The sequence below is a fragment of the Streptomyces sp. H39-C1 genome (assembly GCF_027158125.1).
Taxonomy (GTDB): domain Bacteria; phylum Actinomycetota; class Actinomycetes; order Streptomycetales; family Streptomycetaceae; genus Actinacidiphila; species Actinacidiphila fildesensis.
Map to the genome: position 1 here is coordinate 37,688 of NZ_JAPVLS010000065.1, position 19,610 is coordinate 57,297.

The window sequence follows — 19,610 nt, forward strand, 5'->3', positions numbered from 1 at the left end:
CGAGGATGGCCATCATGGCGAAGGCCCCCGCCCCCGCTGCCTCATGGCACCAGCTGGCAGTCCCTGATGCCCGGTGCCGTGCTCGGTGGGCGCGGGGCACCGATGCCACCGGTTGGGCGGAGTGTGGCCGGCAATGGGACGCGGTAGCCATTGACTCATGCACGCTCGGCCTGGACGCGCTGGTGGCGATGCGGGTCGGCACCCGCAGCGGCTACCCCGTCCTGGCCGACCTCCTGCGGGATCTGCTGTACGTGATGGTCGCGCCCGGCACCGGCGCGTGCGCCGCCGAGGTCCCGGGCGTCCGGGTGCTGTCCGCCGGCCGGTACCTGCTGATGCCCACCACCGGCCACGGCAGCATCTCGGCGCACTGGATCAGCGCCCCTCGAACCACCCCGCTGCGCCTGGTCGATGTCGGCCAGCTCACGCATCACCTGATCGCCCTCACCGACGCCGCACACGAAAGAGCTGTCCAATGACCACCCGCACCGCCCAAGACAAGGCCGCCCGCGCGAAGCGGGACCAGCACGCGAGCGCGACCGGCGATGCGGCCGCAGCTGCCCTCAAGGCGGCCCTCGCCCGGCTCGACCTTGCCTTGCCGTCGCTGCACAGCGGGATGCCGGTCGACGGGACCGGCTATGTCACCCTCGGCGGTTGCAGCGCATCGCTGGCGTCGCGGCTCGCCGAGGTCATCAATCTCGCGGCCGACGCCCTGCAGGCGCCGGGGAGGTGAGCGGCGCCGTGGCCGCCGTCCCGCACACTGCGTGCACCGTGAAGAAGAACGATGTCGTGACCCTCGACGGCAAACAGCGCGTGGTCGACAATGTGCGCGACGACTTCTCCTGCCTCGCAGCACCCCGTGTCGTCCTGGTCTTCACCGACGGCGGCTCTTACCGTGTGCACGCGGGCGCTGCGCTCGCCGTCGAACGCCCCGCGTAGGGGCCCGATTCCCCGTCCGCGCCCTCCCCCCCCGTTACCGTTGTCGTGGCTCCGCAATGGGGCCTCCGGCCTTCGGGTCCGGCATGACTTCCCCCCTTGTTGCGGTTGATGATCCGGGGGGTGGTGTCACCGGGCCCGGAGGCATCGACGGCGAGGACGAAACGATCGCCGAGCTGGAGATGATCGTCGGGTTCGACGACGACCTGGCCGGCGAAGCCACCCGGGTCGCGAACCGCCTGCACGGCCTGCTGACTCAGATCCATCCGTCGCTGGAACGGGTGCTGGGGCCGCGGTTGCAACACCCGGCCGTTCTCACGCTGCTGGAACGGTTCGGGTCCCCGGCCCAGATCCGCACAGCCGGACGGCGCCGTCTGGTCACCGTGTTACGGCCGAAGGCCCCGAGGATGGCCGAGCGGCTGGTCGAGGACATCTTCGACGCCCTGGACGAACAGACCGTCGTCGTTCCACGCACCGAGGCAGCCGCACTGATCGTCCCGAGCCTTGCCGGGTCGCTGACGGCCGTGCTTGAACAGCGGAAACTGCTGGCCGGGCGGATCGAAGAACTTCTGGAGGACCACCCTCTTTCGAAGGTCCTGATCTCGATGCCGGGAGTCGGCGTCAGGACCGGAGCCCGCATCCTGATCGAGGTCGGCGACGGCAGCACCTTCCCGACCGCAGGCCACCTCGCCGCCTACGCCGGCCTCGCCCCGGCAACCCGGAGCTCGGGCTCATCAATCCGGGGTGAACAGCCCTCCCGGCGAGGAAACAAGCAGCTCAAACGAGCCTTCTTCCTCTCCGCGTTCGCGGCCCTGGGCGATCCGGCATCACGGGCCTACTACGACAAGAAGATCGCCCAGGGCAAGCACCACACGCAGGCCTTGCTCTGCCTCGCCCGACGACGAGCCGACGTCCTCTTCGCGATGCTCCGCGACGGCACCTTCTACGAGCCACAGCCTGTTCGGGCAGTCGCTCCGCAGACCTAGACCATGGTCAGGAGGTGATCCGTAGGGCCGTAGTCGATCTTCCAGTCGGCATACACCCCAGCGGCACCGTCCTTCTGACACCGCAGCCCAACCGTCACCCAGCGGACCGACCCGTCGCCGGCGAGCGAGAAGGCGACCGCCGTCTCGAACTCCTCACTCCCTCACGGACAGCAGGCCTCGCCAGGGTCCGCGTCCTCCCAGAACTCCTCGCTATCCGCGATGAACGCGCGGCCGCCACAACCAGCGCACACCCGCTCAGCACCGCCCTCGACATCATCAACGAGCACGAAGAACACGCGCCCGCCACACCCACCGCAGACAGAGGAAACGACCTTCACCGGACGGCCGTCGGCAGCGTTCCGGAGAAACGCCGCGAGGTCCGCAGAAACACCCTCGCCAACCTGATCATCAGCATGCACAGGCACATCGTTCCAGACGCCCAAACCAGCACCCATCCACCTTGACCAAAGAGATTGGGGCACCCCCCGTGGGGCTGGACGGCACGAAGCCGCCGGTGCAGTTCCTGCATCCGCCTTGCTGCCGCACCGGCGGCCTGAGCGGTCTCCCGCTCCCGGCCGAATCAGCTCACGTCACACGCCCGGCTCGGCCTGCGCCGTTTCACTGCCGCGGACGCGCCGGCTGCCTGCGACCACTGCTCGGACCCACCCATCGGAGGCGTTGCGCTATGCGTGAGGTCCCGCCTGGGCAATCCGGAGCGGTACGCATCGACCGCACGTGGGCGATTCGCAGACGTCCCGGAGCCAGTCCTCGCGGCGGCTCCGGGACACTTTGAGCCAGCGTTCGTCGTGGCACCACAGAGCGGGTCGCCCTTGAGGAATGATCTTGAGCCCGGTGCGCATATGGCGCCGGATCTCGAGCAGGGCACCGGGCGCCGCTGGATCGCCGCACAGCCACGCGGCGCGCTCCAAGCAGATCCGACCCTCGATCATGCCGGGCAGCTCGGTCACCGGAATCACGATCCCGCGCTCCTGGTCGGCCGCGTCGGACTCCAGCCGCCACGCGGAGAAGGCGGCGTTCGGTCGTCGGATCACCGACTCAGCCAGCCGGGTCGGTTGGTACATGCAGTGGTGGTCATGGTGGCTGTATCGGCGCGGCGCCAGCCGAACATGAGCCGTGACGCCGCCCGCGCCCGGGCGGGCCTCCCCGGCAGCGCCCACCAACCATCGTTCCGCCACCCCGAAACGGCAGAGAGTAGTTAATCGAACGAATGTACGGCATGGGAGTTATGATCGAGGTGTGGGCGGAAAACACCGCGGGAGGGGCGAGAGGCTGAGGACTGGAGGTGCCAATGCCGCCGTTTGCGCACCTCCACGCCATGTCGGGCTACTCGGCCCGCTACGGCGCCGCGCACGTCGACCAGCTGGTGCGCCGTGCGGCCGAGCGCGGAATGGATTCGTTGGCGCTCACTGACCGTGACAATGTCACGGGTGCCGTGCGCTTCGCGAAAGCCTGCGGCACCCATGGCGTTCGCCCGATCTTCGGCGTCGATGTTGCGGTCGCACCCCGTCAAGATGCGCCCACTGAGGCCCGGATGCGCACTCCGGTACGAGGGGGCGCTCACGTGGTGGAGGCACCGCTGCGGGTGACGCTGCTGGCCCAGCACGCTGACGGGTGGGCCCGCCTGTGCCGCTTGATCTCCACCGCGTACGCCGGCCCTGTTGCGGGTCCACCGGTGGTGTCGTGGGCCGCCCTGGCGCAGCATGCCGACGCCGGGCTGACGGTTCTGGTGGGGCCGGCTTCCGAACCCGTCCGAGCCCTGGCCGCGGGCCGTGAGCGCCTGGCCGAGCAGCTCCTGACCCCTTGGCGTGAGCTGGTCGGCGACAACCTGCGCTTGGAGGTGGTGTGGTTCGGCCTGCAGGGCACCGGGCCTGGGTCACTGCGGCTGGCCAGCCGCACCCTGATGCTCGCCGACCGGCTCGGTGTCCCGGTCGTGCTGACCAATGCGGTCCGCTACGCCGACCGCGACCAGCATCGACTCGCGGACGTCCTGGACGCCGCTCGCCTGCTGCGCCCCATCGACCGCCAGCACCTCGACACCGGAGAGCGCTGGCTCAAAGACCCGATCGCGATGACCGCGGCCGCGGAACGCATCGCCGAAGCAGCCGGTACCGGGCCTCAGCGAGCGCAGCGGTTGATCGCGGAGACGGTGCGGACCGCGGAGCAGTGCAGGATCGACCCGGTGGTGGACCTGGGGCTGGGCACTCCGCACTTTCCCGAGCCGTCCGTGGTCGGCGCCGGCGATGGTCCGGGACAGGCGGCGGCGTTGCTGCGCGAGCGGTGTGAGACGGGCATGGTCCGGCGCGGCCTGGACCGCGACCCCGCCGCCGTGCAGAGGCTTCAAGAGGAGCTCGCGGTCATTGCCAGCCTGAAGTACGACACGTACTTCCTGACGGTGGCGGCCGTCGTAGCGGATGTGCGGGAGATGGGGATCCGGGTCGCCGCCCGCGGTTCGGGTGCCGGCTCGATGGTCAACCACGCCCTGTACATCGCTACCGCCAACCCGCTGGAGCACCATCTGCTGTTCGAGCGGTTTCTCAGCGCCCGGAGGAAATCGCTGCCGGACATCGATATCGATGTGGAGTCCGCTCGCCGTCTGGAGGTCTACGACCGGATCATCGAGCGGTTCGGTACGGATCGCGTCGCGGTCACCGGGATGCCGGAGACCTACCGGGCCCGCCACGCCCTGCGTGATACCGGCCTGGCTCTGGGCATCGCCCCGGACAGCGTGGACCGGATCGCGAAGTCGTTTCCGCACATCCGGGCCTGCGACATCACCACAGCGATGGCCGAGCTGCCGGAACTGCGGGACCTGTCCGCGGTGGCAACCCAGTTCGGGCCGTTGTGGGAGCTCGCCGAGGGCCTGGACGCGTTGCCGCGGGGGATGGCGATGCATCCGTGCGGCGTCATCGTCAGCAACGCCACCCTGCTGGACCGGTTGCCGGTGCAGCCCACCCCGGGCGGATACCCGATGGTGCAGGCCGACAAGGAGGACGTCGAAGACCTCGGGCTCATCAAGTTGGATGTGCTGGGGGTGCGGATGCAGTCCGCGATGGCGCACGCCGTCGCGGAGATCGACCGCACGACGGGTCAGCGCATCGACCTCGATGATGCCCACCAGGTGCCGCTGGACGACTTCTTCGCGTTCAAGCTGATCCAAGCCTCCGACACCATCGGCTTGTTCCAGTTGGAGAGCCCCGGCCAGCAAGATCTTTTGGGCCGGTTGCAGCCCCGTGACCCGCAGGACGTCATCGCGGACATCTCGTTGTTCCGTCCGGGCCCGGTGGCCGGCGGGATGCCCGCCCAGTACATCGCCGCCCGCCACGGCGCCGCCCCCCAATACCCGCACCCCGACCTCGAACCCGTCCTGTCCGACACCTACGGAGTGACGATCTGGCACGAGCAGATCATCGACATGCTCGCGATCCTCACCGGCTGCGACCGGGCTCTCGCGGAGGTTGCCCGCCGCGCTCTGGGCGACAAGAGCCGGCTGCCGAAGCTGCGGGAGTGGTTCCACCGGGAAGCCAGTGCCCGCGGCTACGCCCCGGCGGTCCTGGATGAGGTGTGGGAGATCATCGAGGCGTTCGGGTCGTACGGGTTCTGCCGCGCGCACGCGGTCGCGTTCGCGGTGCCGGCGCTGCAGTCCGCGTGGCTCAAGGCGCATCATCCGGCCGCCCTGTACGCCGGGTTGCTGGAGCACGATCCGGGGATGTGGCCGAAGCGGGTGATCGTCGCGGATGCCCGACGGCACAACGTGCCTGTCCTCGGCGTCGACGTCAATCACTCCGGGGCCACCCACGCCGTGGAGAAGATGGACAACGACACCTGGGGTGTGCGGTTGGCGTTCTCCGCGGTCAAAGGCATCAGCGAGGACCAGGTTGCCCGGCTGGTATCCGCCCAGCCCTACGCCTCACTGCAGGACCTGTGGCAGCGGGCCCGCCCGGCACGGCCGACCGCGGAACGTCTCGCGGAAGTCGGGGCGCTGGACGCTCTGCGCGGGTCGTTGACCCGCCGGGATCTGCTCCTGCAGATCGCCGAGCTCCATCGTCACGCCCGTGGTCACCAGGGCGACGGGCAGCTGCCGTTGCAGGACATCAGTACCAGTTCCGCCCCCAGCGGCCTGCCGGAGATGACCGGCCGTGAAGCCCTCGGCGCGGAGCTCGAGACCTTGAGCATTGACGTCAGCCAGCACCTGATGGAGCACCACCACCGGCTGCTACGGGAGGTCGGCGCCACCGACGCCGCCCACCTGGGCGCTCTCGAATCCGGCCAGAGCGTCCTGGTCGCCGGGGTGCGTGCCTCGACCCAGACCCCGCCCATCGCGTCCGGGAAGCGCATCATCTTCGTCACCCTCGAGGACGGCTCTGGCCTCGTCGATCTGGCCTTCTTCGAGGACGCCCACCCCGCCTGCGCTCACACCATCTTCCACAGCGGACTGCTCCTGGTCCGCGGGACGGTCCAGCGCCGCGGACCGCGCCGCACCGTCGTCGGCACCCGCGTCTGGGACCTCGAAGCCCTCGCCGCCGCCCGCCGGGACGACGGGCCCGAAGCCGTCCTGCGCTTGCTGGGCGACATCCGCCCCGAAGCCACGCCCGCCCAATCCCCGCGGCGCACCCTCGTCAACGGAACCAGCGGCGCCACTTTGCATCCGTGGGCGGACCTGCAGTCCGCCGGTACACGGTCCGCGAATCTGAAATCCCTCGGGCACACCAGCTCCGGAAGCGCCGGGTGATCCGCATGGAACAAACCGCCCGCCACATCATCCACGCGCACCTGCACACCCGTGGCGAGGACCCGGAGCTCTTCGACCAAGCGATGGCGATTCTGGAAGGAATCTCACCGCGCCTTCAGGTACTTCCGCCTGACGGTGCCGACCTCGACGTGACCGGTGCGCGACGGTACTTCGACCGCGACGACCGCTCCTTGGCCGAACTCATCCGCGTCCGCGTCCTCGCCCTGCTGGGCCTGCAGGTCACCCTGGGCTGCGGCCCCAACCGCCTGATCGCCGCCATGGCCTGTGCTGCCACACCGCCCGGCGGCATCACCGTCATCGACTCCGACCCGGCCGCCATCGAGGAGTTCCTGCGCCCGCAACCCATCAGCGCCCTGCCAGGTGTGGGACCGGCCACCGCGAAAGTACTGGCACGCCATGGACTGCGGCGCGTCGGAGACCTGGCGGACACCCCGCTGCTGACCGTCCAGCGGCTGCTGGGCGCAGCTGCCGGCCGCGCCCTGCACGAGCGTGCCCACGCCCTCGACCCGCGCCCGGTCACCCCCCAGGCCGCCGCCCGCTCGCTCAGCGCCGAGCACGACTTCCCCAGGGACGAACTCCAGCCGGACCAGCACCGCCGCGTCCTGCTGGACCTCAGCGACCAGCTCGGAGCCCGCCTGCGGACCGAGGAACAGGTCGCCGGCGCGCTGACCCTCACCCTCCGCTACGCCGACCGCTCCAGCACCACCCGCACCTGCACCCTCATCCCCACCGCCCACAACGACGACCTGCGAGGAGCCGCATACCGGATGTACGCGGCACTGAGCCTGCAGCGGGCCCGCGTCCGCCGTGTCGCACTGCGCGTCGAAGACCTTCGACCCGCCGCCACGGCAGCCGAGCAATTGACCTTGGACCAGGTGAGAGCGGACCGCATGGCCATCGAACCGGTCATCGACCGCGCCAACGCCCGATTCGGCAGTGGCGCCGTCCGGCCGGCCACCTTGGCACCACGTCACCCGGCCGCGAGCTGACTACGGACCACCTTCCGTGGCCCGTCCGACCACGATGCGCGCCGACATGATGTCCCGGGCGAGAGACTCGCTCGGACGAAGGTCCTACGCCCACCCAGGCGCGCTGACAGCCTTCTTCAGCTGGATGTGGAGGTCTTTCCAGGTGCCGCCGGCCATGGCGGCCGTCACCACGGGGTGTCCCCACAGGGCCTTCAGGGCTGCCATCCGGAGGGCCCGCAGGCGCTCCAACTCATCAGATTCTTCGTCGCTCCACACCTTCCGGCTGGGGGCCGGTTCCTGGCCGTCGGCGGGTGCATCCACCGGGGCGTGGTCGGTGGCTTCGACGTAGGCGGCCACGGCCGCGTCTGCGTCCTGGAATGCCGCTTGAAGCGCGACCAGGTCGGCGGGAAGTTCGGCAGTGGGCATGCCCACCACGCTATGCGCCCCCACTGACACCCGGTCGCCCCACGCCGGGCGACACCGTCACCTGCAGCAACGTCGCTGACCATGTGAAGCGGCTCAACCTCGAGATCTCCGTATTGCAAGTCGTCGGCGAGTGCTGCCCGGAGGACGTGAGCGGGTGGAAACACCACCTGCCGACGCCGCGGCGGGACAATAGCCAGCAGACCGGGGGAGATCTATGTACGTCAGAACGGATCCGAAAGTGATGGCCATCGGCTACGCCGTCATGGCCGTCCCGGTGATCGGCCTGATCCTTCTCCTCATCGTCTACGGCGGTAACCACGACCGACCCGCCGGACCCGCCTACCCGGACGCAACGACGACCGCGGTCGAGCTGGTAGTGCCGAGCCCGGTCTACGCCGGGCCAGGCTCGCTCTGTCGGGAGGGATCCGTTTCGCCGTCGCGTGGCCGCGGCACGTGCTCTCACCACGGCGGCGTTCGGTAGTGCCCCCAGCGAAGAACACCAGCACACGATCCGCGAAGCGCAGCGCCTGAACGCTGCCCTGCACCCCGAGCGGGGCCTGGCTCAGCTGACCTTGTGCAGATCCTGATGGGTAGCCTTGGCCAGCGCTTCCACCTCCTTGTCTGCCTGGATGCGCAGCATGGTGTCAGTACCCGCTGTCATCATCCGGGCATGCACATGAGCCCGAAACTGGCCCGGTCCACCCTCGTGGAGCTGGTCAAGGGGTGCGTCATACCCATCCATCCGGCCGACCTGACCATCCGTGGCGTGTTCGTCCGCCACGGGCACGTCGTAGTCGGCGATGTAGCCCTGCGTGGCTTCAAGTCCAAGGGCTCCTGGGGATTCGATGACAGAGACATACGCCGTGCTGCCCAGTCCCTTGTGGAACTCCCGGTGGATGTACAGGACCTGGTAAGAGTTGATCTCCCCGAGCGACAGTACGGTCCTGATCTTGGGGACTGGTACGCGCGGAACGACTGGCGCCGCGACATCCGAAGATGGATGTACAACGCTGCCGCACATCAGGCCGCAGTGGACCAGCTCATCCGTCCTGCGGAGAGCTACGCCCACCGAGACCTCGGCGCCGATGGCCTGCCTCACGGCCTCACCCTGGCGCAGTTCAAAGTGCGGGCGGGCGGCAACACCATCGCGACCACCCAACCACTGGGTCTCCTGACCTGGTCAGGCACCCACTGGATGCTCCCCCGCGCCTACCACGACCTTCTAGACCGCTGGGAAGACCTGGAGAAGGAACTGACGGCCGCCGCCCGCCTGTGCTTCTCCTGCGGGGAAAAAGGCCCCGACAACAGGGACTGGCGAACACCCGGCCCAACCCAATACGTCACTGTCTGCCCTGCGTGCTCGGCATCTTCCCACTCCACCTACGCAGGACATCTCCACGGCTCCCTTTACGCGTCCCTTCGCAGTACACACCGTGCCACCGACTACCTGTGCCGGCTTTGCAAGAGCAGTCCGGCGTCGGTCTGGGATCACTGCCATGAGCATGGCTACGTCCGCGGCCCCCTGTGCGCCCGATGCAACGGGGCCGAAGGCTCAGGACGTCACTTCCTGGACCAGGACGGCAGCGTGTCCCATCTCCTCCAGTGCCCTGCCTGCCACCGGGAACGAACCCTTCCTCGCCGCTACCAGACTGCGCTGGCCGCAGCGCACCTCGAGGCGACCGAAGGACACGAGGGCTGTATCGACCGCCCCTACATCCAGCGCCCAATCCTCATAGACGACGGATCCACGAGGTTTGCGATCAGATGTCACACGCACACCCACAAGTGGACCCGCGAACTGAGCCCAGCAGAAATTGCCGACCTGGTCAGGGACTTCCTCAAGAGCCAGTAGAGCCACAAGCCTCCGTTCTCCGACGGCGCGCCTTTCGGATTGCGCTGACAGTTCGGCAACCACGCTCTGAGCCGCCATGAGAGCCGCACCCGACGCACCGCGCGCATCGCGGTGTGTCACTGGTTCGCTGCGGTCGCGGGTCGGCGGGTGCGGCCATAGCGTCGGAATATGACCTGCTCAGCGGAGGGATCGGTCCGATGAAACCGTTGTGGTCCGGGACGGTCAGCTTCGGCCTGGTCAGCATTCCCGTGAAGCTTGGGTCGACCGTGAGCAGTCACAAGATCCCATTTCGGCAGATGCACAAGGCGGACCACGGGCCGGTGCAGTACCGCAAGAAGTGCGAGGTGGAGGACAAGGTCCTCGACCAGGACGAGATCGGCCGGGCTTACGAGACCCCGGATGGCACGCTGGTGGAGATCACCGACGACGAATTGGCCGCCATGCCACTGCCCACCGCCAAGACCATCGAGATCAGCGGCTTCCTCGGCATGGACTGCGTCCCGGCTACCCAGTACGCCACCCCGTACGTGCTCATGCGCCAGGCCCTCGCCCGAGCGGGGAAGGCTGCGGTCGGCAAGGTGGCGATGCACAACCGGGAGCAGCTGGTCCTCATCTACGCGTATGAGGACGTGCTGATCGCCCACACCCTGCACTGGCCCGACGAGATGAAGCCGTCGGCCGAGGCCGCCCCCACCGCGAAGGTGCAGCTCGCAGAGAACGAGATCGACGCCGCCATCGCCCTGATCGACGCACTGGGCGACGCGGACTTGGACGCCTACGAAGACCAGTACACCGCCGCGGTGGCGGACATGGTGAGGAGCAAAGTCGAAGGCGCTGAAGTCGCCCCGGCCGGCGCCCCCGCGCCCGCGGCCGGGAAGGTCGTCGACCTCATGGAGGCGCTGCAGGCGAGCCTGGCCCAGGCCAAAGAGAACCGCGGTCAGGACGCCACCGTCCACGACATCGCCCCGACGCAGAAGACCGCCAAGAAGGCCGCCGCAAAGAAGACGTCCGGGAAGAAGACCGCGGCCAGCGGCACACCCAAGGCCAGCGGCGGAAAGAAATCGACGGCGAAGAAGGCGACGCCCAAGAAGGCGCCGGCGAAGAAGGCCGCCGCGCGCAAGCGCAGCGCGTGAGACGCACCCGTCAGGTGCGCGGAGCTGTCTGCCTACGCCTTCCGGCGGTTCTGATGCGAACCAGCAGGTGGCTGCTATCCGCCCGAGCAACAGCCATCTGTGAGCTGGCGCATCTCATCGCGGAGGCAGCTCCGCGCGCCGATACACCGGCGGCCTGTCCGCTCCGGGTGGGAGATGGATCCGTACCCGGAGCGACAAGGACCAGCGCGGGCATGGTCTCCCGCGCTGACCCATGACCCATGCGTACCGCACCCGAACCATCCATCGCGAGAATACCCCGCGCCGGCCCCACCTTGATCACTCGGTTGGCCGTCCCACAGGCTCTACGTCTTCGTGAGGTGATGGACTGTTCCAGGTGTCCGGGCCGTCGCCACGCCATTCCACGATCGTCGGATCGCGCAAGCACGCCCAGGTGGCGTTCAAGCCAGCCAAGGCGGCGAACGCCACGACGTCGCCCGGCACCACGGCACGGCCAACGAGTTCCCCGTCCAGAGTAACCCGGCGTTCGCCGTCCAGCATCGGGTGCACCACGATCCGCGCATGCTGATCCATCGCTTCACCCTGCCAGCCACCCCCACCACCCGCATCCGCAGCACGCGCGCCGCGCAACGCACCTTCAGCCGGTGGCGGGCCGGTTGCCAGATCCGAACAGCGGCGCGTCGCCGGTGGCGAGGTCGGATCTCACCCGCAGCCAGCGCACGGGATGCCTCCACCGCCCCGACGAATCCAGCGACACGTCCGCAGCCACCTCGGCGACCAGCAGCGGCTCCACCAACTCCACGACCAGGCTCCTTTTACTGCCCCAGCCGGCCGAGAACGACCACCCCGTCCACGGGTGCTCCCCCGCAGTCCGGGTGAGCTGTTCGGCCAGGGTCCGGCTCGACTTCTGTGCCAATACCGTGCTGCGGCCGACGTATTGCAGGCGCCCGGCGGCATCGAATCGTCCCAGCAGCACCGTGGTGGGCCCCGACAGTGAGCCGCTGACCGCACCCACGATCGCCTCCGTGCTGGCCCGGGAGCGGTACTTCTGCCATCGACGCTCGCCCGGCAAATAGCGCTGGGTCAGTCGCTTGAAGGTGAGCCCCTCCATACCCACCGCTGACCAGGACAGCCACTCTGCCGCGACCTGCGGATCGGTCGTCGACGGGCACAGCGCCCAGGGCGGCCCCAGGTCGCAGTCCGCGAAGAGCTGCTCCAGTGCTGCGCGGCGCTCGGCGTACGGGCGGCTCGTCAGGTCGGTGGCGCCATGACGCAGGAGATCGAACGCCACGAAATGGGCCGGCCACTGGGCGGCCAATGCTGCGGCACCTGCAGCGGTGCGGTTTAGCCGTCCTTGCAGTCGCTCGAACGCCAGCCGTCCCTCCTCCCAGACGATCAGCTCGCCGTCCAACGCGACATCCGCAGGCAGAGAAGCGGATGCGGCGGCGGTGATCTCCGGAAAGGCCGTCGTCATGAGGGTGCCGCGCCGCGAGCGGATCACGATATGCCCGTCCGCATGCCGGGCCACAAGCGCCCGGTAGCCGTCCCACTTCGGCTCAGCCGCGAAGCCCAGGGGCAGCGCCGGGTTGTTCACGGCCTCGGCGAGCATCGGCTCGGGCAGCGTCCACACCATGACTGACAGCTACCACGCTCATCCGCGCACAGGGCGCGGCGCGCTGACCGACTTCCGCGCGGGCCTCGGTGAGATAACAGGTGCTTGTCATGTCGAAGAGCGGGCGCGTTCTCCCTGGCCGACGATCAGCGAGTACGGGTAACAGAGCGAATATCTGTAGCAGGTGAGCCCGAGCGGGGACGCCCGCAAGGACGCCCCGGCTCTCCGGCTAGGGCCTCTCGTTTGGATCTTGAGCAGTGTGGCTTCGGGGCAGGGAGAGAAAGATCAGCAGCGCGAAGGCAGCGAATGCGGTGCCTGTGCGTGCGTAGTTGAACGTCTCCCACCGAGCCAGGATTTCGGCGTGATCGGCGGGCGCCGAGGTGGCCGCCCACTGCTTGATGCGGCCGTTGATGGGGACGTTGCCGAGACGGGTGATCAAGAAGGAGGCGACAGTGAGGACCCCAGCCCCTGCGGCCAGTCGCCGTGAGGTGCCACGCGTCTTGGCGGCCAGCGCGAAGGCGCTAAGCGCCGATATGCCCATGGCGCCCTGCATGGTGATGCCGTTCATCTGCATCAACTGGGTGTGGAAGGAAAGCCTCAAGTCGAGCGGCACGGCGTTGAAGGTGGGAACGAGGTTGGCCGCTCCGTAGCCGAATGCGCCGGCGAGGGTGCCGGTGGACATCAGAGCGAGGCCCTGGACGAGCCGGGTGCGCAGGTGGATCACTCCCCCGTCTCCGAATCGGTAACGGGCGTATGACCGAGTTGGTGGATTCGTCGTATCCGTCCGTCTTCGGCGACCTCGCCGATCAGGAGCCATTCGATTACCGCGTGGCCTAGCTTGCGGTGTTGCGCGCTGAGGCAGCAGCGTGCGGCGAATCGGCGGCCGTCGATGAGGAGATCGTCGATCCGCATGTCGCTGGCGGTGACGTTCTTGCGGGCCGGGGTCGCGTGCGCGATCAGCTGGTCGCGGGTGAGCTCAGTGCCGTCGGTGATCCAGACCGCATCGTCGGTCAGGGTACGACCCACGATCCGTTCCGGCTCCTCGTCGGAGAGAGCCATGTCACGGGTGTAGTCGATCAGGAGGCGGCGCGCCGCCAGCTCAGTTATTTCTGACATGCCTGTCAGTCTTGAGGTATGCCATATAGTTGTCAATCGTGTCAGAGATAAGGCGTCGCCGTCAGCGGGTAGAGGTCCAACGCAACCGTGCCGCCCTGGTGTCGGCAGCGGTCCGGGTGCTTGCCGAGCGCCCCGAGGCGAGCATGGCGGAGATCGCTTCCGTCGCTGGTGTCACACGGCAGACCGCCTACGTGCACTTCGGTACCCGTGAGGTACTCCTTGCGTCGGTGCGCGATGAGCTGAGTCGCCGGGCGTTCGCCGTGCTGGATGCTGCTGATCTTGAGGCCGGCACGGCCACTGAGGCCCTCGGCCGATTCCTCACCGCGGCCGGAACCCTGCTGGCCGAGCAGGCGGCGTTCGGCCATTCAGACAGCGACTCAGAGGCCGACGCAGCACGTCACGTGCCGATCGAGCAGCGTCTGGAGGATCTGATCCGCCGTGGGCGCGCCAGCGGCGAGTTCACGGTCGGCCTGGAGATCGGTTGGCTGGTTGCCGCGGTAATCGCACTCGGCCACGCCGCCGACCAGCAGATCCGCATCGGTCGCATGGAGTCGCAGGGCGCGGCGGAGCAATTCCGGTCGTCAGTGATGCGCTTGTGCAGCGCCGAGGCCCCTGGCCGTTCGCTGTGACAGGCGGCGGGCCATTCGGCGACTTCCCGTCGGCTCCGTCGGATCATCGGGTGGACCAAAGGAAGATGCCTGCGATGTGGAGGCCAGCGAGGTAAATGGTGGCGGTTTTCTCGTAGCGGGTGGCGATACCGCGCCACTGCTTGAGGCGGTTGATGCACCGCTCAACGGTGTTGCGCTGCTTGTATGCCTCGCGGTCGAAGGCCGGTGGTCGGCCGCCGTTACTGCCGCGCCGCCGCCGGTTCGCCTGCTGGTCGGCCGGGACGGGGATGACGGTGCGGATCCCGCGCGTGCGGAGGTGCTCGCGGATGGCGCGGGAGGAGTACGCCTTGTCGGCCAGGACCAGGTCAGGGCGGGTGCGGGGCCGTCCTGCCGGGCGGGGAACGCGTAGGCGGGCCATGACCTGGGTGAAGGCGGGTGCGTCACCGGCCTGCCCGGCGGTGAGGTGGAAGGCCAGGGGCCGGCAGTTGCCGTCGGCGGCCAAGTGGATCTTCGTGGTCAGTCCGCCACGGGACCGTCCGATGGCATGGTCGTCCGGTTCGTCGGCCAGGGCCCCTTTTTGCGGGCCCCGGCCGCGTGCTGGTGCGCTCGCACGACGGTGGAGTCCACGGAGACGGCCCAGTTCAGGTCCTCGTCGGTGTCGGCCTGGGCCATCAGCGTGGTGAACACCCGCTCCCAGGTGCCGTCGACGGCCCACATCCGCAGTCGGTTGTAGACGCCGCGCCAGTTGCCGTATTTCTCCGGAAGGTGGACCCACTGCGAGCCGGTCTGGAATTTGAAGGCGATCGCGTCGATCACCTCACGGTGATCCCGCCACCGGCCACCTCACTTCGGCGTCCGGCCCGGGAGTAACGGCTCGATCCGCGCCCACTGCGCGTCAGTCAACGGCATACCCAGACCAACGATCAGATGATCCAAACGAAACTGCCTAGGCCAGCACCTTGTGCAGGCCGAGTACGGTGCACCCCGCGGCACCGAGTCCGGCCACGGGGCCACCGAGGACAAAGACGACCGCCCCCACCACGATGGCGCCGACGAAGATGAGCGCCCATCGCTGGGACAGTGGCTCGGGTGGGTTGGTTGATGAGGTGGTGCGAGTTGTACGGTGGGTCACGTAAAACTCCTTCATTGGATAGATCGAGTTCTTCGAATTGGAGCGGCCCCGGCTGAACCCCGGGGCCGTTCGCATGTCTGCGAACGGCGTTGCCGCCGAGCCCCCACGGGGCTTCTAAACACCATGTTCCTCCCCCGTGGAGGCCCTCCGGTGGGGTGCTGAAAACGTTTTGATCCGCACCCAGACATCTATGTGTATATAGATAGAGTTCTCTTATGCGGATCAAAACGTTGGGATCAAAACGTTCAGACGGGGGATCATGTGGCTGACGCCCTGGAGACCAACGAGCGGCGACTTCGGCGCCTGACGGAGATGGACAGGAACAGGGCCGTCGCCGGGGCGTGCGCGGCGCTCCAGGCCGTCTGGACACGCGGCCGGAAACCAGCGCGCGTCGTCCTCCGCACTGACCTGGTCCAGCGGCGGAGCGACACCACCGAGCGGGCTTCTGCGGCCCAGCTGGTTCTGCCCCGAGGGGTCGCGCAGCGCTTCTACCTGTTGGCCATCTTCGAGGCCCACTGCCGACTGCCAGTGGACGAGCCGTGGGTGAGCGACCGTCCGCTCACGGGCAGGGGCTCCTGGTCGGACTTCGTTGCGATCGACGGGGCGTACGACACGCAATCGAAGACGTATATGCACGAGACCGCGCAGGACAGAAACGGGCTTCACCTGCGCCTTCGGCAGATCCAGGCGGCCCTGAGAACCCTGGAGGAACTTGGAGCCGACAAGGACCAACTGGGCCCCGGGGAGTCCGAGCGGGCGCTGGTCCAAGTGCCGCGAGCTAAAAACGGCGGTCGGCGACTATACGAACAGTTCTCGCTCATGAAGGAGACCGGCAGGGGCAACCACCAGACGCCCGACACATACACCGTGCCCGCGAACCACCTGTCCGACGCGACGTTCACGGTCCCCGCTGACTTCTTCCTCAATGGATGGATCCAGGTACTCAACCCGTCCGAGATCGCCACCTGGCTCATCCTGCAGGCCCGCAGCCAGTGGGCCCGCGATACGCACGCCGAAGCTGGGGTGTACTTGTACGGGAAGGCACGTCTGGAGGAATTCGGACTGCGCCGCGACGCCTGGGAGGACGGCTGCCAGCGGCTCCGTGAGTTCGGGTTGATCCGTCACGCCCGCTCCGCCCCTCTCGACAGCACCAGCCCGGATGCGCTCGGCTTGATGGACTGGTGGGTCCGCCTGGGCCGCGAACGATACGAGCCGTACCGCTGGCAGGTCACCAATCAGGGGCTCGCCCGGGACGCGGTGAAGGTCTGTTTGAGGGAGCTCACCATCCGGCAGAAGGGGCTCGCTACGACGGCCAGGCTTCGGACTCCGGAAAAGGGCGAGCCGTCGTCGGCGTCTGGCGTGTAGTCGTTGCGCCCGGCCAGCCGCACCGCCCCGTACGCGCCGGTGGCGGGTCCGGGCGGCCGCGCAGAGCACGTCTCCGCTCTTCTGCTGTCCTGGGAGCCGCGAGCCACCTCAAAGGGCGAGGAGCTGCCCGTCGAAAGCTCCCGCTCCCGGAGGGACGATCATGATTTCGATCCGCCGCTACACCCTGCTCGCCCCCAGGCGACCGCGGCATCCCGGGCAGCTCATCAGCACCCGGCCAGCCGGCACCGTCCTCGCCCACGTCGTGGGCGGCCGCGCCGAGCGGTTCGTGCTGACCAACGCGGTGCTCTACGACGGCATCTTCGCTGCCGAACCCCTCGATCGCTACCTGTAAGCCCCAGCTAACGGCCCGGCCGCGTACTTCCTCGGCCCGGGCCGGGCTCGCCACGCCCGGAGTCAGCTCCGCGGCTGGTCCGCGACGCGGATCCCATCGTTCTGGAACCGATACACGGTGCTTCCTACCTCTTCCAGCGTGGCGGGCCGATGTGTCTTCAAGAACCCGAGCAGCAGCGTCCGGAACATGAGCTGGGACGGGAGGCACTCCCCTCTTGGCTAAGCCAAAGGCCAGTTAGAGGTACTGGACCTGCCGGATATACACGCATTCATGGCGGGGCACCACGAGGTAGAGGAACATTCCGCCGGTAACGGGCTGCATCGCCGCACCGGGGCCGACGTCCTGGTACGTCGTGCCGTCCAGATATTTCGCTGAGGCGGCCCGGACCAGCTCTTCAGCCTTCTTCTCGACCTCGGCGACGAACGCCGGCGGGGCCCCGCCGATGACGTACTCCTGTGAGGGGTCGTACTCCCACCGCCAGGTCACCCACTGACCGCCTGGTCCGCTTCGGCCTCAACGGCGCTCAGCTCATCCATCGCGGCACGGAACGCGGGATCGTCCTTGCCAGTGGTCGTGTGGAGCGACCTCAACGCGTGATTCCGCCGTTGGGCGAGATCGGGCCGCCGCTCGACTTCGACTTCCCGGGCCCAGAACGCCAGCCAGGTGTGGACATGGCTGATCTTGCTGTCCTGTGCCATCGCGGCGAAGGCCTCGTCTTTGTGCTTCTCCATCTCCGCCAGGCGGTTTGGGGCGACGGCGGCCAGGGCAGCGCGCAGGGCCGGGGGCGTCCGGTCCGGGCGAGGAATCCGCTCCCCGCCATGGTGATCATGAGGCTGCGTCGTCATGCGCCGAAGAACCCCTCTGTGAGCTGATGCCCTGCCGCGGGGTCCGAGTCTACCGAGGAACCGCGCATCGGAAGCGGCGCTGACGAAATGGCGAACCTGCTGGTCAGATGGAAGAGGAGCGTGGGGTGCGGCCTAACCTGACCGGCCACCCGCAGTAGGTGCGAGACGACCTGATGGCGGAGGCGCTGAGGAGGACGACCCGACTTCGCCCACCGCCTGGCTCCCCGGCGCTGGCGCCGGGGCATCGCCTGATCCTCTGCATTTCTCCATGGCCCGCCCCACGACCGGCGAACCCCGCACGTTGACGCGATGCGCGACGAGCTCAGCATTAGCCAGGCTCGTGCGCTGGTGATGGGACAAGGCTGCGATGTCTGCCCCGCTGACCGTTCCATTGGAACGCCCGAAGCGCGACACATCTCCCGCAACCTGCGCGGCTGGCGCTGCGTGGCAGATCACTGGCCGCGAGTAGGGTCCTCGATGCCGAATCGGTGCATGATCGAGCGCAACATCTGCGTGTGTTCCCGCTGCGTAATGCGAATCTCCGTGAGGGTCATGGTCAGAGACGCGGTGGTGCTGAGGGCGGCCGCGATGCGCTCGTCCTGGTGGTCGTTCACCGGGCGGTCGCCCGTGCCACGCGTCGGTCCAGCTCGCAGTCCAGGTCGTGTTCATCGCTCGTGCTCGGGGCGGGCCCGTTCCACTGCTGCATCGTGGCGCTGGCCTGCTCGGCGCGCTCCTCTGGGGTGAGTAGCGTCTCGGCGAGACGGGCCAGGTAGGCGCGCAGCGACAGGCCCTCGCTCGCCGCGATCGCGGCGAGCCGGTCCTTGGCTTCCTCGGGAATGCGGACGTTAGCGTCAGACATGAGGACTCCTTCCACTCCACCAGCGTATGGGTACCTACGTACCCATACGCTCTCTTCGTGTGGCCGGTGGCCGCGCCCACCAAGGGTGGGGGTTCACGCCTTCGGGCGCGGCTTCGGCCGGCCGCCTCCCACGAAGCGGTTCGTGGCCCAAGGCGGGGGGTGGCGGCTTTTGTGTTCGGGGTCCGACGGTCGGATGTGCTCCAGGCCCGACACGCGAACGCGGACGGCATGGTCGCCCCGACGCCCGTTGACCTGCGCGTTGGGCGACTAAAGCGGGGCATCCCGAGGTGTGGGGGCTGTGAGCAGAGTGCGCCAGCGACCGTCCGCGAGCGCTTCCTTGAGCTCCCGAACCAACCGCCCACGGGCGTGCGCGGTCAGGGCCCCTCGGCGGAGCCGGGTGGTTCCCGGGTCGCAGAACGGGGCGAGTCCCGCGACGAGGGCCTCGACCTGGTCCGCATAGCGACGTCCCAACTCTTCGCGCGCGGCCCGTCCCGCCTCGTACCAGGGCTCGCGGAGGTCATCGAGTCGCTGAGCGGCTGTGCGTCCTAGGGCGTGTGTGGGGTTGTGATCTCGTGGGTCCCCGGGCGGTAGGGGCGGGGGCTTTGGGGTAGAACGGTGGGGTGTCTCGACCTCAACTTTCGGATGCTGAGTGGGAGTTCGTCTCTCCGTTCCT

General features: G+C 68.3%; 23 protein-coding genes and 2 pseudogenes. 12 read left to right on the forward strand and 13 right to left on the reverse strand.

The annotated features are described in order from the left end of the window. Positions 1–14: 14 nt before the first annotated feature. The 5 genes and pseudogenes from O3W51_RS33330 (at position 15) to O3W51_RS33350 (ending at position 2,383) form a co-directional block, all read left to right on the forward strand. Positions 15–476, forward strand: coding sequence for a hypothetical protein (locus O3W51_RS33330; protein ID WP_269288162.1), 462 nt, complete (start codon positions 15–17; stop codon positions 474–476). Beyond that, positions 473–730: a hypothetical protein gene (locus O3W51_RS33335; RefSeq protein WP_269288163.1), complete on the forward strand. Its 258-nt coding sequence runs from the start codon at positions 473–475 to the stop codon at positions 728–730. Before O3W51_RS33330 ends, O3W51_RS33335 begins: the two co-directional genes overlap by 4 nt. A 38-nt stretch (positions 731–768) precedes the next feature. Continuing rightward, the gene (locus tag O3W51_RS33340) at positions 769–936 is read left to right on the forward strand and encodes a hypothetical protein (protein ID WP_269288164.1); all 168 of its coding nucleotides are present in this window, start codon (positions 769–771) and stop codon (positions 934–936) included. 155 nt (positions 937–1,091) lie between these two features. After that, positions 1,092–1,919: pseudogene (locus tag O3W51_RS33345) on the forward strand (IS110 family transposase); the annotation flags it as partial. Between the two features lie 14 nt (positions 1,920–1,933). Continuing rightward, positions 1,934–2,383: a hypothetical protein gene (locus tag O3W51_RS33350; protein WP_269288165.1), complete on the forward strand. Its 450-nt coding sequence runs from the start codon at positions 1,934–1,936 to the stop codon at positions 2,381–2,383. Between the two features lie 219 nt (positions 2,384–2,602). On the opposite strand, the gene O3W51_RS33355 is transcribed toward O3W51_RS33350, so the two are convergent. Then, positions 2,603–3,001: a hypothetical protein gene (locus tag O3W51_RS33355; RefSeq protein ID WP_269288166.1), complete on the reverse strand. Its 399-nt coding sequence runs from the start codon at positions 2,999–3,001 to the stop codon at positions 2,603–2,605. A 227-nt stretch (positions 3,002–3,228) separates the two neighbouring features. Between O3W51_RS33355 and O3W51_RS33360 the strand changes: the two genes are divergently transcribed. Then, positions 3,229–6,669: a DNA polymerase III subunit alpha gene (locus O3W51_RS33360; protein ID WP_269288167.1), complete on the forward strand. Its 3,441-nt coding sequence runs from the start codon at positions 3,229–3,231 to the stop codon at positions 6,667–6,669. Between the two features lie 5 nt (positions 6,670–6,674). Continuing rightward, positions 6,675–7,679 (forward strand): DNA polymerase Y family protein, encoded by a 1,005-nt coding sequence (locus O3W51_RS33365; RefSeq protein WP_269288168.1) that lies wholly within the window; start codon positions 6,675–6,677, stop codon positions 7,677–7,679. 84 nt (positions 7,680–7,763) lie between these two features. Here the strand turns inward: O3W51_RS33365 and O3W51_RS33370 are convergent, their stop codons facing one another. Together O3W51_RS33370 and O3W51_RS33375 are read right to left on the reverse strand one after the other, a co-directional pair. Continuing rightward, positions 7,764–8,084, reverse strand: coding sequence for a hypothetical protein (locus O3W51_RS33370; protein WP_269288169.1), 321 nt, complete (start codon positions 8,082–8,084; stop codon positions 7,764–7,766). Between the two features lie 562 nt (positions 8,085–8,646). After that, a complete protein-coding gene (locus tag O3W51_RS33375) occupies positions 8,647–9,183 on the reverse strand; it encodes a hypothetical protein (RefSeq protein ID WP_269288170.1) in 537 nt (178 codons plus the stop codon). A 96-nt stretch (positions 9,184–9,279) separates the two neighbouring features. On the opposite strand from O3W51_RS33375, the gene O3W51_RS48995 reads away from it, so the two are divergent. Both O3W51_RS48995 and ku read left to right on the forward strand, forming a co-directional pair. After that, positions 9,280–9,936 carry an endonuclease domain-containing protein gene (locus O3W51_RS48995; RefSeq protein WP_443048368.1) on the forward strand — a complete coding sequence of 219 codons (657 nt, stop codon included), beginning with the start codon at positions 9,280–9,282 and terminating at the stop codon, positions 9,934–9,936. A 197-nt stretch (positions 9,937–10,133) separates the two neighbouring features. Beyond that, complete coding sequence (gene ku / locus O3W51_RS33380; RefSeq protein ID WP_269288171.1) at positions 10,134–11,069, forward strand: non-homologous end joining protein Ku; 936 nt, start codon at positions 10,134–10,136, stop codon at positions 11,067–11,069. A 297-nt stretch (positions 11,070–11,366) separates the two neighbouring features. Here the strand turns inward: ku and O3W51_RS33385 are convergent, their stop codons facing one another. From O3W51_RS33385 to O3W51_RS33400, 4 genes are all read right to left on the reverse strand, one after another. Then, entirely contained in the window at positions 11,367–11,621 is a 255-nt protein-coding gene (locus tag O3W51_RS33385; protein ID WP_269288173.1) for a hypothetical protein, read from the reverse strand. Positions 11,622–11,685: 64 nt separating this feature from the next. After that, positions 11,686–12,681 (reverse strand): ATP-dependent DNA ligase, encoded by a 996-nt coding sequence (locus O3W51_RS33390; RefSeq protein ID WP_269288174.1) that lies wholly within the window; start codon positions 12,679–12,681, stop codon positions 11,686–11,688. A 208-nt stretch (positions 12,682–12,889) separates the two neighbouring features. Further along, entirely contained in the window at positions 12,890–13,384 is a 495-nt protein-coding gene (locus O3W51_RS33395; protein ID WP_269288175.1) for a DUF1772 domain-containing protein, read from the reverse strand. Then, the gene (locus O3W51_RS33400) at positions 13,381–13,776 is read right to left on the reverse strand and encodes a nuclear transport factor 2 family protein (protein WP_269288176.1); all 396 of its coding nucleotides are present in this window, start codon (positions 13,774–13,776) and stop codon (positions 13,381–13,383) included. Before O3W51_RS33400 ends, O3W51_RS33395 begins: the two co-directional genes overlap by 4 nt. A 98-nt stretch (positions 13,777–13,874) precedes the next feature. Between O3W51_RS33400 and O3W51_RS33405 the strand changes: the two genes are divergently transcribed. Then, entirely contained in the window at positions 13,875–14,405 is a 531-nt protein-coding gene (locus tag O3W51_RS33405) for a TetR/AcrR family transcriptional regulator (protein ID WP_269288177.1), read from the forward strand. A 43-nt stretch (positions 14,406–14,448) separates the two neighbouring features. Here the strand turns inward: O3W51_RS33405 and O3W51_RS33410 are convergent. Both O3W51_RS33410 and O3W51_RS33415 read right to left on the reverse strand, forming a co-directional pair. Then, positions 14,449–15,293 (reverse strand): annotated as a pseudogene (locus O3W51_RS33410) (IS5 family transposase). Positions 15,294–15,330: 37 nt separating this feature from the next. Then, the gene (locus O3W51_RS33415; RefSeq protein ID WP_269288178.1) at positions 15,331–15,516 is read right to left on the reverse strand and encodes a hypothetical protein; all 186 of its coding nucleotides are present in this window, start codon (positions 15,514–15,516) and stop codon (positions 15,331–15,333) included. A gap of 261 nt (positions 15,517–15,777) precedes the next feature. On the opposite strand from O3W51_RS33415, the gene O3W51_RS33420 reads away from it, so the two are divergent. Both O3W51_RS33420 and O3W51_RS33425 read left to right on the forward strand, forming a co-directional pair. Continuing rightward, complete coding sequence (locus tag O3W51_RS33420; RefSeq protein ID WP_269288179.1) at positions 15,778–16,881, forward strand: hypothetical protein; 1,104 nt, start codon at positions 15,778–15,780, stop codon at positions 16,879–16,881. Between the two features lie 160 nt (positions 16,882–17,041). Next, complete coding sequence (locus O3W51_RS33425; RefSeq protein WP_269288180.1) at positions 17,042–17,233, forward strand: hypothetical protein; 192 nt, start codon at positions 17,042–17,044, stop codon at positions 17,231–17,233. A gap of 234 nt (positions 17,234–17,467) precedes the next feature. Here O3W51_RS33425 and O3W51_RS33430 read toward each other — a convergent pair whose 3' ends face one another. The 4 genes from O3W51_RS33430 to O3W51_RS33445 all read right to left on the reverse strand — a co-directional run bounded on the left by O3W51_RS33430 (position 17,468) and on the right by O3W51_RS33445 (position 18,937). Then, positions 17,468–17,719 (reverse strand): hypothetical protein, encoded by a 252-nt coding sequence (locus tag O3W51_RS33430; protein ID WP_269288182.1) that lies wholly within the window; start codon positions 17,717–17,719, stop codon positions 17,468–17,470. Then, the gene (locus O3W51_RS33435) at positions 17,716–18,078 is read right to left on the reverse strand and encodes a hypothetical protein (protein ID WP_269288183.1); all 363 of its coding nucleotides are present in this window, start codon (positions 18,076–18,078) and stop codon (positions 17,716–17,718) included. Before O3W51_RS33435 ends, O3W51_RS33430 begins: the two co-directional genes overlap by 4 nt. Positions 18,079–18,530: 452 nt before the next feature. Beyond that, the gene (locus O3W51_RS33440) at positions 18,531–18,692 is read right to left on the reverse strand and encodes a hypothetical protein (RefSeq protein WP_269288184.1); all 162 of its coding nucleotides are present in this window, start codon (positions 18,690–18,692) and stop codon (positions 18,531–18,533) included. Continuing rightward, on the reverse strand, positions 18,689–18,937 hold the full coding sequence (locus O3W51_RS33445; RefSeq protein WP_269288185.1) for a hypothetical protein: 249 nt from the start codon (positions 18,935–18,937) through the stop codon (positions 18,689–18,691). The genes O3W51_RS33440 and O3W51_RS33445 overlap by 4 nt, the downstream gene beginning before the upstream one ends. Positions 18,938–19,610 lie beyond the last annotated feature (673 nt).